Annotated in this window: 11 protein-coding genes; 10 read left to right on the top strand and 1 reads right to left on the bottom strand. The window is 58.1% G+C overall.

Annotated features, from left to right (window positions below):
* Positions 1-28: 28 nt before the first annotated feature.
* Entirely contained in the window at positions 29-2,233 is a 2,205-nt protein-coding gene (locus tag R3F50_03370; protein ID MEZ5489341.1) for a DUF6351 family protein, read from the top strand.
* Here the strand turns inward: R3F50_03370 and R3F50_03365 are convergent.
* A complete protein-coding gene (locus R3F50_03365) occupies positions 2,221-2,772 on the bottom strand; it encodes a hypothetical protein (GenBank protein ID MEZ5489340.1) in 552 nt (183 codons plus the stop codon). The two genes, R3F50_03370 and R3F50_03365, sit on opposite strands and share 13 nt — an antisense overlap.
* Positions 2,773-2,918: 146 nt before the next feature.
* On the opposite strand from R3F50_03365, the gene R3F50_03360 reads away from it, so the two are divergent.
* The 9 genes from R3F50_03360 (at position 2,919) to hflK (ending at position 13,303) form a co-directional block, all read left to right on the top strand.
* Complete coding sequence (locus R3F50_03360) at positions 2,919-3,455, top strand: MarR family transcriptional regulator (protein ID MEZ5489339.1); 537 nt, start codon at positions 2,919-2,921, stop codon at positions 3,453-3,455.
* A gap of 5 nt (positions 3,456-3,460) precedes the next feature.
* A complete protein-coding gene (locus tag R3F50_03355) occupies positions 3,461-5,056 on the top strand; it encodes an NAD(P)H-hydrate dehydratase (GenBank protein ID MEZ5489338.1) in 1,596 nt (531 codons plus the stop codon).
* Between the two features lie 41 nt (positions 5,057-5,097).
* Positions 5,098-5,631, top strand: a complete 534-nt coding sequence (gene tsaE, locus R3F50_03350; protein ID MEZ5489337.1) for a tRNA (adenosine(37)-N6)-threonylcarbamoyltransferase complex ATPase subunit type 1 TsaE — start codon at positions 5,098-5,100, stop codon at positions 5,629-5,631.
* 175 nt (positions 5,632-5,806) lie between these two features.
* Entirely contained in the window at positions 5,807-7,345 is a 1,539-nt protein-coding gene (locus R3F50_03345) for an N-acetylmuramoyl-L-alanine amidase (protein MEZ5489336.1), read from the top strand.
* Between the two features lie 57 nt (positions 7,346-7,402).
* Positions 7,403-9,262: a DNA mismatch repair endonuclease MutL gene (gene mutL, locus R3F50_03340; protein ID MEZ5489335.1), complete on the top strand. Its 1,860-nt coding sequence runs from the start codon at positions 7,403-7,405 to the stop codon at positions 9,260-9,262.
* A 22-nt stretch (positions 9,263-9,284) separates the two neighbouring features.
* On the top strand, positions 9,285-10,262 hold the full coding sequence (miaA, locus tag R3F50_03335) for a tRNA (adenosine(37)-N6)-dimethylallyltransferase MiaA (protein ID MEZ5489334.1): 978 nt from the start codon (positions 9,285-9,287) through the stop codon (positions 10,260-10,262).
* Positions 10,263-10,315: 53 nt separating this feature from the next.
* Positions 10,316-10,594: an RNA chaperone Hfq gene (gene hfq / locus R3F50_03330; GenBank protein MEZ5489333.1), complete on the top strand. Its 279-nt coding sequence runs from the start codon at positions 10,316-10,318 to the stop codon at positions 10,592-10,594.
* Positions 10,595-10,608: 14 nt separating this feature from the next.
* On the top strand, positions 10,609-11,940 hold the full coding sequence (hflX, locus tag R3F50_03325) for a ribosome rescue GTPase HflX (protein ID MEZ5489332.1): 1,332 nt from the start codon (positions 10,609-10,611) through the stop codon (positions 11,938-11,940).
* A gap of 151 nt (positions 11,941-12,091) precedes the next feature.
* Positions 12,092-13,303 (top strand): FtsH protease activity modulator HflK, encoded by a 1,212-nt coding sequence (gene hflK / locus R3F50_03320; protein ID MEZ5489331.1) that lies wholly within the window; start codon positions 12,092-12,094, stop codon positions 13,301-13,303.
* The last annotated feature ends 1 nt before the right edge of the window (position 13,304 follow it).

Here is a 13,304-nt window from a genome sequence, read left to right as displayed (position 1 = left end):
ACTGAACCGGAATGAGGGAATTGTCACCATGTCCAGGATTAAGCATCTACTCACACTCTGTCTGCTCGGCATTCTGGTCAGCGCCTGCAGCCAGGAACCGGACCGCCCGGCGCAGCTCTCCCTGGCTGTGCTTTCCAATAAGCCGTATTTGCTCAGTGGTGGAGATGTCCTGCTGGAAATTACCGCCTCTACCTCCGATGCCGACGATATCCGGGTGTTGCTGAACGGTATTGCCAGATCAGTGGCGTTGTCGGCGGTGGGTGAAAGTGGTGGCCTCACTACCTACCGGGCGCTGGTCGGTGGCTTGAATCAGGGAACCAATTCCATTACCGCCCGCTTAGGCGAGGCGGCGGCAGAGCTGCCGGTGGTCAACTACCCCATTACCGGGCCGATTCTGTCCGGCCCCCAACAGCGGCCTTATTTCTGTCTCGCGCAACTGGCGCCCGGCCTGGACGGGCAGAAGCGTCGTTTTGACCTCGGTAACGGAGAGTTTCTCGACGATTCCGTCAGCGACAGCAATTGTTCACTGCCAACCCGGGTGGATTATGTCTACCGTTCGACAGGAGAGGAGCCTGTCTTCAAGCCGCTTGTCGACATTGCTGCCAGGCCCGCGGATCTGGCTTTCACGACAACTCTCGAAGGCGAGGAGGCTCCCTACATCGTGAGGCTGGAGACCGGTACGATCAATCGCGCCGTCTACCAGATCGCTATTCTTCACGACCCGGTGCGCCCCGTGCCGTCGCCGCTCGGCGATCCCGGCGCCTGGAATCAGCGCCTGGTCTATACCTATGGCGGCGGCTGCGAGGCCGGTTACTTTCAAGGCACCACTACCGGTGGTGTGCTGCGGGATACCATGTTGAGCCGAGGCTACGCCGTGGCGTCCTCCACCCTGAATGTCAATGCGCAGGGGGGATGCAACGATGTTCTTTCGGCCGAGACGACCATGATGGTGAAAGAGCATTTCATAGAAAGTTACGGGGTACCGCGGTATACCATCGGCTTTGGCAGCTCCGGCGGGGCGATGCAGCAATTATTGATTGCAGGTGCCTACCCGGGGCTTCTGGACGGACTTCTGCCGAGTAATACCTTCGCCGACGCGGTGTCCTACTTTACCGATTCCCAGGAGTGTGCCGGGATTCTGCGGGATTATGTGAATGCTCCCGAGAGGGGATTGAGTGACGAAACCAAGAATGCCATTGGCGGGTGGTCCATGTGGTCATTGTGTGAGTCCTCGCTGGGCGATCGGCCGCGTCGGATAGCGCCTTATGACTGTTCAGCGCAGATCCCGCCAGAGGCTCGTTATCATCCTGTGAGCAATCCAGAAGGTGCCAGGTGTTCTATCTATGATGGCATGCGCAATGTCTTTGGCGAAAAGCTGTATCCGGAAATCAACGCCGAACGGGCTTTTGCCAGGGCTCCCCATGACAATGTGGGGGTACAGTACGGGCTGGCCGCGCTGAATGAAGGGCTCATCGATAAAGCCTTGTTTCTGGATCTGAACGAAAAAATCGGTGGCTGGGATATCGATGTCAATTCTCGAGCCCAGCGAACCGTCGCGGACGATGACGCGGTGCGGATAGCTTATGAGACCGGTCGTGTTACCGGCGGGGGAGCCGGGCTGTCAGAGGTCCCGATAATTGACGATCGAAGCTACCTGGACGATATCGGAAACTTTCATGCCAGTGTCTATTCATTTATCACCCGTGCCAGGCTGGAGCGGGATAATGGCCACGCGGAAAATTATATATTGCGCCGGCACGACAGAGATCTCTCTCTGACTGCAGAGAACCTGGAGCTGATGGATCAGTGGCTGGCCAATATTCAGGCCGACGCTGATGGGGGCCGGGTGCTGGACAGGATTGTCAGAGCCAGACCGGCAGCCCTGAAAAATGATTGTTTCACGGCCGACGGTGAGCAGATTATGGAGGATCCGGTATTCGATACGGGGCGTCTGTATGACAACACCGAGGGCGTCTGCAACAGGCTCTATCCCCCCCATGCAGGATTGCGGCTGGTGGCCGGTGGCCCCCTGACTAACGATATTCTTAAGTGCCAGTTGAAACCGATTGATTTCAGCGAGTACGGGGTGAGTTTCAGTGAGCCGGAAAAAGAACGGCTGCGGGCCATTTTCCCGGACGGGGTCTGCGACTGGAGCAAGCCCGGTCGCCATCAACAGGCCAATGCCACCTGGCTTTCATTCGGCCCGTCGCCGGTCAATCTCTATGAACCCTGAGCAGCGAGGAAATTTAGGATCAGCTCGACGTTGCGTGCGTCGCAGCCCTCGCTCTGATCGAAAATGTAGTCGATGGCCATCTGTTCGACCACGTCGGCTCTGGCAATCAGTGCCTTGAACGTGTCGATCTGGGACGGGGGCACACTCTTGTCGTTGTAAAAATCGATCAGCAGCTGCAGTTCGGTTGCGCTGAGGTTGGCGGCGAAAATTTCGGCAATGCCCGGCTCGAAGAGTTCCCAGGCATAGGTCTGCTGGTAACAGCGGGCTATTTCCTGCTTGATGGAGCCGGGCAGTTCCTGCTCTGTGGACATGGCGACAATGCTGGCATAGGTGCGAATGACGGTATTGGCCTGTTGTCGGGTGGCCAGTTCAAACTCCCGGGCCGCTTCGGTAAGTTGCAGTAGCCGCCTGGCGTCTGACAGTGGGTCACCAAAGGTCTGTGGCGACAGAGCTAAAAACAGCAGGGCCAGGCCGGCCGGAAACCAGCCGGTCTGCCCGGCAGCCCGAGGCATGAATTTACTTACGTTGCGATCAGTCATGTTGGTTCCAGGTGATCCACAATGCCTGCATCGAGTGTATAGAAAAAGCAGGCCCCGTCACAGTCGGTACTTGACGTTCCGGTCGGCGTCATAGCGTTTGGATACTCAGATGGAATTCCTTTACTTTCATCCAGAGTGATGACAGCATGTTTTCAGACGCAGAAACCTTGTCTCGGGGCCATGGCCATGGCCATGACCGGGGACAGGAAGCCAGTCGACCATCCAGCCAGGAGCATACTTTGCATTCGCCAAAAAGAGTTGTCTTCCTTGACCTTGTGTTGTCATTGTTCCGTCTCAACGGGCTGCTGATCGCCGAGGGTGACAGGATGACCAGGGGGTTGGGCCTGACCAGCGCTCGCTGGCGGGTCATCGGCGCGGTGGCACTTTCCAGCGGCGGTTTGACAGTGCCGGGAATCGCCAGGGTGCTCGGTCAGTCCCGCCAGGCCGTTCAGCGTATTGCCGATGCAATGGTGGAGGACGGCCTGTTGCTCTATGTTCCCAATCCCAAACACAAGAAATCCATGCTGGTCCATCTGACCGGCGAGGGAAAAAAATGCTACAACCTGTTGCGTGAAGAGCAGGATCCCTGGGCACTGGATGCGACTGAAGATATTACCCTCGAGGATCTCGAGGCCTCGCTTTTTGTTGTGCGGCGACTGATCAAACAATTCGACAAGAAGTGACAGCAATGAACATGCAGGTAGCCCGACTGCCACGAGCGCTTTACCAGGCGGCCCAGGTACGCGAACTGGACCGCCTGGCTATTGAAGGCTGTGGTATTGAGGGCTTCACCCTGATGCAGCGGGCTGCCGCGGCAGCGTTTAACGGGCTCATCGAACGATGGCCTCAGACCCGCCATTTGCTGGTGTTCGCAGGCACCGGGAACAACGGCGGCGACGGGTATGTCGTGGCCGGGCTGGCCCGGGACTTCGGTCTGAACCCCGAGATCATCCAGGTAGGTGATCACTCGGCTTTGCGGGGAGATGCCTGGCGGGCCCGGAGTTTTGCCGAGCAACGGGGAGTCTCCATTACCGGGTTTGACCGCGAAAGCCTGCTTGGATCCGGCTCCTACCCGGAGGACCACACCCTTATCGTTGACGCCCTGCTGGGAACCGGACTCGACCGGCCGCTCAGCGGCGCCTACGCCGAGGCCGTCGCGACCATCAACGATCTGCCGTTTCCGGTCCTGTCCATAGACATCCCGTCCGGTCTGTGCAGCGATACCGGCAGCGTATTGGGTGATGCGGTCCAGGCGTCTTTGACCACCACCTTCATTGGTATGAAACAGGGTCTGCTGACGGCTGCCGGCGTCGACAAGACCGGCGCGCTGGTTTATCACGATCTGGAAGTGCCGGAGCGGGTTTTCCACTCCGAAAATTCACCCGCACCTGCCAGCCATCGCATTGACATGAACCTGGTTGCCCGCCTGCTGCAACCCCGTCAGCGCTCCGCGAACAAGGGTACCTGCGGCCATACGGTTATCCTCGGTGGCGACTATGGCTTCGGCGGTGCGGCGCTGATGGCATCGGCGGCCGCTCTGCGGGCAGGCAGCGGCCTGGTCAGCGTCATAACCCGCTCGGTTAACCGGTGTGGTTTCCTGGCCAGACAACCGGAAGTGATGATGGTGGGCAGCGAAGACCCCGATGAGTGGCAGAGCCGGGTGAATGCGCTGCTGGAACGGGCCTCGGTCATTGTCGTCGGCCCCGGCCTGGGTCGGGGCCCCTGGGCCCGGGAGCTGTTAGGCCTGGCTCTCAGGGCACAGGCAGGCCGTGAGACGCCGCTGGTGGTGGATGCCGATGGGCTCAATCTGCTGGCGGAAGGCATGGAAACTGACGGCGAGCAGATTTCCGCCCGGGACAACTGGATACTGACCCCCCACCCGGGGGAGGCAGCCCGATTGCTGGGTTGCGGGACAGCAGAGATCAACGCTGACCGGTTTGCGGCGGTGCGTCGTCTGCATTATCGCTGGGGTGGTGCAGTCCTGCTGAAGGGGGCCGGCAGCCTGCTGTGTGTTGGCGCCTTGCACGATTCCTTGCAGGCTCACAGAATCGAATTGTGCAGCGAAGGCAACCCAGGCATGGCCAGCGGCGGCATGGGCGATGTGCTCAGCGGGCTGATTGGAGGCCTGGTGGCGCAGGGTTACAGCCTGGATGATTCCCTGCGCATCGCTGTCTGCGTGCATGGCGAAGCTGCCGACCTGGCCGCTGCGGAGGCGGGCCAGCGGGGGCTGGTGGCGACCGATCTGCTGCCGTTTATTCAGCGGCTGATCAATCCCTCGTCGTAGCCGATAACCTTCTTCCCGTTCCGGGGATGGTGGAATTCATCATGTCAGTACGCAGCCTTTTCCTTGCCGATGAAGCGGATACCGAGCGTTGTGGCCGCCTGCTCGCGCTGGCTACCAGCGATCTTGAAGTCGGAGCGCAGCATACCGGGTGTCAACCCACCGCCACCGGTGGCGGTCGGATCTACCTGACCGGTGACCTGGGTGCCGGCAAAACCACCCTGGCACGGGGGATTTTGCGGGGGTATGGGCACGAGGGTGCGGTAAAAAGTCCTACATATACCCTGGTTGAACCTTACGAGTTTTCTAGGTATAACATTTATCACTTTGATCTGTATCGCCTTTCCGATCCCGAAGAGGTGGAATTTTTGGGCGTTTCGGATTATCTTGATGGGTCGAACCTGTGCCTGATCGAGTGGCCGGACAGGGGTGGCTCCTTACTGCCGCCGGCTGATTTGATGATCGAGCTGGCCATTGAAGGCAGAGGTCGGCGTTTGACCTGGAGAACCGGCACCCCGCGGGGCTGTGAAATCGCTGATAAGCTGAGCCGGCTGATCGAGCTCTCCAAGTCAGAATGACAGCGAACCGATAGCAGCTAATTCGTGTCAGTTGTGCCGGGATTCCTGGTCCGCAGACCGGCTTCAAGGTATCAGGCGCGCTGAAAATGCCAGGGCCTGACCCAGGGTAAAACCCTGAGGGTCAGAGCACAGAGTCAATAAACCACAAGTGAGAATTCAGAGAGAGTCCGGCTGCATGAAACAGTTTTACAGCCAGGTGAGAAAACCAGTCGGCCTGGCCCTTGCGTTCCTCGCGGGGGTGCTGGGCTGTGCTTCTGTGATGGCCGCCACGGTGGAGGAAGTCCGTCTGTGGCGCGCGCCGGATCATACCCGTCTGGCCCTGGATCTGAGTGATGAGGTCAGTTATCACATTTTCAATCTGGACAATCCGGAGCGCCTGGTCGTCGATATTTCCGACAGTAGTATGGTGGCTGATCTGTCGGATCTGGACCTGACCGATAGTCCGATTACCGGTATCCGAACCGGGGTTCGAAACGGCAAGGACCTGCGCCTGGTGCTGGATATGGAACAAAGAGTCCAGCACGAGAGCTTTTCCCTGAGGGCCAACGGTGAATTTCGTGACCGACTGATAATTGATCTTTACGATTCCCAAACGCGTGATAAGCAATCGCAGGTCAGCGGCGCAAAAACTGTCAAGACCCTGCCGGTTGCGCAACCCTCGCAGAAGCGCGACATCCTCGTGGCGGTGGTGGCCGGTCACGGTGGAGAAGACCCTGGTGCGCCAAGCTACAACCGCCGGTTCTGGGAGAAAGACGTAACCCTGTCGATCGCCCGGGCCGTTGAAGAACGGCTGCAGCAGACACCTGGCTACCGCCCGGTAATGATCAGGGACGGCGACTACTCGGTGCCGCTGAAATCACGCCCGGTTATTGCCCGCGAGCAGCGAGTTGATGTGTATATCTCCATTCATGCCGATTCCTATCGCGGCCGGGATGTGCAGGGCGTGACGATTTACGCCCTGTCGGGAGAAACAGCCGATCAGGAAAATATCCGCCGTGTGGAGGAAAAGGAAAACATGGCGGACCTGCTTGGGGGTGTCGCTGGCGATACCCGCATAGCCGACGTGGAGGACGATCTTGCGCTTACCCTGCTGGATCTCTCCATGGCCTGGAGCATGGAACAAAGCGTAACTCTGGGGAGTCACATACTGGATACCCTGGATGGTGTGGCGCCGTTGCGCAAGAACAAGGTGCAGGGCGGAAACCTGTGGGAACTGCGCTCACCGGATATTCCCTCGATACTGATCGAAACCGGTTATCTGTCAAACCCCACGGAAGCAGACCGATTGAAATCCGCCAACTACCAGCGCAGACTCGCGGACGCTATTGTGCAGGGGGTTAAAAGCTACTTCTATGAAAGTCCACCGCCGGGATCCCTGGTGGCCTGGCAGAAGGAAAATGGTGTCGCGCCGGAGTCCTACACCGTAAGGCGTGGCGACAGCCTGTCTGAAATCGCCGCCCGCTTCGGCGTCAGCCTCGCCGGCCTGAAGGCCGACAATGGACTGCGTGGTGATGTCATCCACGTGGGACAGACTCTTAAAATTCCCACTTCGGCTGACGCGTACCGAAGCGCTGAGCACCGTATAACCCGCGGCGAGACTCTATCGGAGATCGCCCAGCGCTACCGCGTCAGTCTTTCCAGACTGCGGCAGGCCAACAACCTGACCAGCGACACTATCCGGATCGGGCAGGTCCTCAGGATTCCCACCTCCTGATTGTGCTGAGGGGATGATGGTACAATCCCGCGCTTTGTAATCCCGAAATCAGCTTCTATGGGCAAGATTGCTTTACTCAGTCAACGACTGGCCAATCAGATCGCTGCCGGCGAAGTCGTCGAGCGCCCGGCGTCCGTGGTGAAGGAGCTGTTGGAAAACAGCCTTGATGCGGGCGCTACGCGTGTCGAAATCGATGTTGAGAGTGGTGGCAGCAAGCTGATGCGGGTACGGGACGACGGCGCCGGCATGGATCGTGACGATCTGGCGCTCTCACTGAGCCGGCATGCAACCAGCAAGATTGTCGATCTGGAGGACCTGGAGAGTATCGCCAGCCTGGGGTTCCGGGGCGAGGCGCTGGCCAGTGTCAGTTCGGTTTCCCGCTTGACCATTACTTCCAGGAGTGCACAGAGCGATGCCGCGCAGGCCTGGAAGGTGGAAGCCGAAGGGCAGGAGATGCAGCCGGTACTGACGCCGGCGGCGCACCAGGCCGGAACCACGGTTGAAGTTCGCGATCTGTTTTTCAATACACCGGCCCGGAAAAAATTTCTCCGTACTGAGAAGACTGAATTCTCCCGCATCGAAGAAGTTGTAAAAAGGCTTGCTCTAAGCCGTTTCGACGTGACATTCGTGCTCAAGCACAATCAGCGGGTCGTACACAATCTGTTGAAAGCCGGCACATTGCAGGAACAGCAGCGCCGGGTTGCGCTGGTATGCGGCCCGGCCTTTATGGACAATGCCGTGGCGATCGAAGTAGAGGGGTCAGGTCTGCGATTATGGGGCTGGGTAAGCCTGCCCACTTTTTCCCGCAGCCAGGCGGATCTGCAATATTTCTACGTGAACGGCAGAGTAATCCGCGACAAGCTGGTGGCGCACGCGGTAAAACAGGCTTACCGGGATGTGCTTTTCCAGGGTCGTCACCCGGCCTTTGTGCTGTACCTGGAGCTGGATCCGGCCCGCGTCGATGTGAATGTACACCCCACCAAGCACGAAGTACGCTTTCGCGACAGCAGGATGGTCCACGACTTCCTGTTCAGTTCCCTGCACCGGGCACTTGCTGAAGTGACACCGGCTGAGACACTGGCCGGCCAGCAACCGGCTGCGGCGGAGTCGGGTGCAGAGTCCCGCAGCGGCTGGCAGCCTGATCAATGGGGCAGCCAGAGCAAACTAAGCCTGATCGACAACCCGGGGGAAAGCAGCGGACCCACGGGCGGTTACTATTCCAGGCAGGGCAACTATGACGGGGGCAATTACGGGTCTCAGCGGGGAAGTTTCGATCCGTCACGGGTCAGGGAACAGCTGGATGCGTATCAGAAACTTAGCGAGGAGTCAGAGATTCCACCCCTGGGATACGCCATAGCGCAGTTGCATGGTGTCTATATCCTGGCGCAGAACAAAGACGGGCTGATCATCGTCGACATGCATGCCGCCCATGAGCGGATAACCTATGAGCGGATGAAGACAGCCTGCGTCAACGAGGAGTTGAAGGTTCAGCCTCTGCTTGTCCCCCTGTCCCTGGCGGTCAGTCAGGCCGAGGCAGACAGCGTTGAAGAACAGCGGGAGGCATTGCTGAATGTGGGGGTGGTGGTGGAAAGGGTCGCCGACGAAGCGGTGATTGTGCGTCAGATTCCAGCCATTCTACGTGAGGCGAATGTTGAACAACTGGTCCGTGACGTACTGTCCGACATCATGGAATTCGGCAGCAGTGAGCGGATTCAGGCACATCAGGATGAACTCCTCGCCACCATGGCCTGCCATAATTCGGTGCGGGCCAACCGGCAGTTGAGTATCACGGAGATGAATGCCCTGCTGCGTGACATGGAGGTGACGGAAAGAAGTGGTCAGTGTAATCACGGCAGGCCGACCTGGGTATTTCTCAACATGGACCAGCTGGACAAGCTGTTTTTGCGCGGCCAGTGAACATTCTCGCTGATTTCCAGATATGACTGCCCCCCCCATATCCCGACCTTGCGTGTACTGTCTGATGGGCCCCACCGCGTCTGGAAAAACCGACCTGGCGGTAGAGCTGGCGCAACGCCTGCCGGTCGACCTCATCAGTGTCGATTCGACACAGGTTTATCGGGGCATGGACATTGGCAGTGGCAAACCGGACCGCGAGACACTGGCAATCGCGCCGCACCGGCTGATTGATATCAGGGATCCGGGCGAGGTTTATTCCGCCGCTGACTTTCTAACCGACGCGCTGGCAACCATCGGGGAAGTACTCGAATCTGGCCGGATTCCCCTGCTGGTGGGTGGCACTATGCTGTATTTCAAAGTGCTGCGAGACGGGCTGGCCCAGCTGCCCACCGCCAGCCCGGCGATCCGCGCCGGGATAGAACAACTGGCTGCTGAGCAGGGCTGGTCGGCGGTGCACAGGCGTCTGGCCGAGGTCGACCCGGCATCAGCGGCCCGCATTCACCCCAATGACCCCCAGCGCCTGCAGCGGGCCCTGGAAGTTTACCTGGCCGCCGGTAAAACCATGACCGAGCTACATGCGCAAGGCCGGCTGGCAGCAGCGGCAAGTGAGTCCTATCCCTTTCAGTTACGTTTCCTGGCGCTGATGCCCCAGTCCCGCCAGCAGCTGCATGAAATAATTGCCAGCCGATTCCAATCCATGTTGAGGCTTGGGCTCGTAGAAGAAGTGGAAGGGCTTTATCGTCGCGGGGACCTGTCATCCAGCCTGCCAGCCATCAAATCAGTCGGATATCGTCAGGTCTGGCAGTATTTATCCGGTGAAATCGACTATGATGCAATGGTTGAAAGAGGTATTATTGCCACCAGGCAACTGGCCAAGCGCCAGTATACCTGGTTGAGGAGCTGGCCCGAGCTCACCAGTCTGGGTGGCCGCAGTGACAATTCCCTGAATGAACTCTTGAATATCCTGGAATCAACCTCGATATACGGGATTACTGAGTAGTGGACTAAATTGGGCCGGCCGGGTCCTCGTTTAAATATAAGGAGACTAGGAACATGTCGAAAGGGCATACTCTACAAGACCCTTTTCTGAATGTATTAAGGAAAGAGCGAATACCCGTCTCGATTTACCTCGTCAGTGGCATCAAGCTGCAGGGCCAGATCGAGTCTTTTGACCAGTTTGTCATTGTATTGAAGAACGCTGTTAACCAGATGGTGTACAAGCACGCCATATCAACAGTAGTCCCGGCCCGTACAGTCAGGATTCCCACCCCTGGACAAACCGAACAGGCTGGCGGCGTTGAGCCCGATGAAAACTTCGGCAATACCGCCTGAGAAGAGGTAACTTATTGTTTTTCGAGCGCCCTGATACAGGTGAAGTCGCCATTCTGGTTCATATCTCTATTGATTCAGAACGCGATCAGGAAGATCCTCAGGAATTTGAAGAGCTGGTGCTATCTGCCGGAGGTGATCCGGCAGCTTTCATCACCGGAAGTCGCAAACAACCCTCACCCAGTTTTTTCGTCGGGACCGGCAAGCTGCAGGAAATCGCGGACGCAGTGGCGGGTTGCGACGCCGAGCTGGTCATTTTCAACCATACCCTGTCTCCGAGCCAGGAACGCAACCTGGAACGGCACCTGAAATGTCGCGTACTTGACCGCACCGGCCTGATTCTCGACATCTTTGCCCAGCGAGCCCGCAGCCATGAAGGTAAATTGCAGGTAGAACTCGCGCAGTTGCAGCATATGAGTACCCGGCTGAAACGTGGCTGGACCCACCTGGACAGACAGAAGGGCGGTATCGGCCTGCGTGGAGCGGGTGAGACTCAGCTGGAACTGGACCAGCGTATGCTGCGCCAGCGCATCAAGGCCATCAACAAAAGCCTGGAGCGGGTTCGCGCTCAGCGCAACCAGGGCAGACGGTCCCGGAGCCGGGCTGAAGTGCCGACCGTGTCGCTGGTCGGCTATACCAATGCCGGCAAGTCGACCCTGTTCAACAGATTGACCAGTGCCGAAACCTATGCCGCGGATCAGCTTTTTGCGACTCTGGACTCCACCCTCAGGTCGATTATAGTTCCGTCTTTCGGCAATGTTGTATTTGCAGACACCGTGGGCTTTATCAGCCACCTCCCGCACCAGCTGGTGGAAGCTTTCCGCGCCACCCTGGAGGAGACTTCACAGGCTGATCTGCTACTACATGTTGTAGATTCGGCCAATGAATCACACGATATGCTGATCCGGGAAGTCGAAGATGTTCTGGCCGAGATCGGTGCTGCCGATGCGCCGATTCTGCAGGTGTTCAATAAAATCGATCTGCTGGAGAACTGCGCTCCCGCCATCGACAGAGATGCCGAGGGAAGACCCTGGCGGGTGTGGTTATCCGCCCGGACTGGCGAGGGTATTGAGCTGTTGCTGACGGCCGTCAGTGAACTGTTGTCCGGCGAACTGGTGCAGCAGGATCTGGTGCTGCAGCCCGCCCATGCGCGTTTGCGCAGTAAGCTGTATGCCAGAGGCGCGGTACAGGACGAGGCGGTGGACGAGAACGGCCAGTTTCATCTGAAAGTCAGGCTGGCGCGTAGTAATTTACTGAGAATCCTTGAGGAAGAGGGGCTGCAGTCAGAGTCCGATTACCAGTTGGGGAAGCCGGTACCCACAGTCGAACCGGCACTGCATGTCAATTGATCCGGCAAGGGTTTCATTGGCTGGACTGAGAGTAACTCAAGGGCGTAAGCGATAATCCGGTTCACACCCGCATTTGGCCGTAAAGGCTGGGTTAAAACCTGATTATTCGTTAAAATCACGCTCCTGCAACCGAATAGCTTTGGAGAAGCGAATGGCTTGGAATGAACCTGGGAACAACGGCGACAACAAAGACCCCTGGGGGGGTGGAGGTCGTCGTGGTGGTAACGACGGACCCCCTGATATCGATGAGGTCGTCAAGAATCTGACCAAGAAAATCAATTCTCTGTTTGGTGGATCCGGCAAATCATCCGGCGGTTCAGGCTCCGGGTCGGGTGGCGGCAGCGCCAAACTGAATGCCGGGATGCTTGGCGGACTGATTCTTGCGGTGGTGGTGGTGTGGGCCTTTATGGGTTTTTACACCGTCGATGAAGCGGAGCGGGGTGTGGTGCTGCGGTTCGGGCGCGTGCGCGAGGCGGTGGTGCTTCCTGGTCTTCACTGGAATCCCCCGATCATTGACGAGGTGACCAAGGTCAACGTGCAGAGGCTTAACAGCCGCCAGTTTGTCAATGACATGCTGACGACCGATGAAAACATCATCAACCTCACCGTTACCGTACAGTACCGAATCGAGGACCCCAAGAGCTATGTTATTGCCGTGCAGGATCCCGAGCTGAGTCTGCGCAATGCGTCCGAATCGGCGATCCGGCACATAGTAGGCGAGAACTTCATGGATCAGATTCTGACCACAGGTCGTGCTGCTGTCGCCGACAATGTGGAACAGCGCCTGCAGGACTACATGAATGTCTACCAGACCGGCATATTAATCAGTCAGGTGAATGTCACCGATGCCCAACCTCCCGATGCCGTCAGGGCGGCTTTTGACGATGTGATCAGAGCCCGGGAAGATGAACAAAGAGTGCAGAATCAGGCCCAGCAGTACTCCGCTCAGGTAATCCCGGAAGCGCGTGGTGATGCTCAGCGGGCCATCGAGCAGGCGAACGGCTACAAGCAGGAAGTCATTGCCGAGGCTCAGGGTGACGCTTCGCGTTTCAATCAGCTGCTGACCGAGTACCGCAAGGCACCGGAAGTCACCCGTGAACGCCTTTACATCGAGGCTATCGAGGACGTGATGGCCAGTGCCAGTAAGATCATGGTTGACATTGAAGGTGGCAATAACATGATGTACCTGCCGCTGGACAAGATTATGGAACAGGGTGCAAATAACGTGGGTGGTACAGCGTTACCGACTACTACCCGTGAACTGCAGGATCTGGCCACGCGCCTGGCACCGTACCTGCCGGCACCTGGCAGCAACAACTCAGTAGATCGCTCGCGACTGACTACGAGCGGAAGGGGACGTTGAT

This window comes from Gammaproteobacteria bacterium, from assembly GCA_041395725.1.
Lineage (GTDB): Bacteria > Pseudomonadota > Gammaproteobacteria > Pseudomonadales > Pseudohongiellaceae > NORP240.
Note: the sequence above shows the minus strand (reverse complement) of the source record. Positions and strands in the feature narration are given on the sequence as shown.

Excerpts from the sequence above, each read along its gene's own strand:
- R3F50_03370 (MEZ5489341.1), top strand. The coding sequence starts at position 29 with ATGTCCAGGATTAAGCATCTACTCACACTCTGTCTGCTCGGCATTCTG.
- R3F50_03360 (MEZ5489339.1), top strand. The coding sequence starts at position 2,919 with ATGTTTTCAGACGCAGAAACCTTGTCTCGGGGCCATGGCCATGGCCAT.
- hfq (MEZ5489333.1), top strand. The coding sequence starts at position 10,316 with ATGTCGAAAGGGCATACTCTACAAGACCCTTTTCTGAATGTATTAAGG.
- R3F50_03365 (MEZ5489340.1), bottom strand. The coding sequence starts at position 2,772 with ATGACTGATCGCAACGTAAGTAAATTCATGCCTCGGGCTGCCGGGCAG.
- R3F50_03345 (MEZ5489336.1), top strand. The coding sequence starts at position 5,807 with ATGAAACAGTTTTACAGCCAGGTGAGAAAACCAGTCGGCCTGGCCCTT.
- R3F50_03355 (MEZ5489338.1), top strand. The coding sequence starts at position 3,461 with ATGAACATGCAGGTAGCCCGACTGCCACGAGCGCTTTACCAGGCGGCC.
- tsaE (MEZ5489337.1), top strand. The coding sequence starts at position 5,098 with ATGTCAGTACGCAGCCTTTTCCTTGCCGATGAAGCGGATACCGAGCGT.
- hflK (MEZ5489331.1), top strand. The coding sequence starts at position 12,092 with ATGGCTTGGAATGAACCTGGGAACAACGGCGACAACAAAGACCCCTGG.
- mutL (MEZ5489335.1), top strand. The coding sequence starts at position 7,403 with ATGGGCAAGATTGCTTTACTCAGTCAACGACTGGCCAATCAGATCGCT.
- miaA (MEZ5489334.1), top strand. The coding sequence starts at position 9,285 with ATGACTGCCCCCCCCATATCCCGACCTTGCGTGTACTGTCTGATGGGC.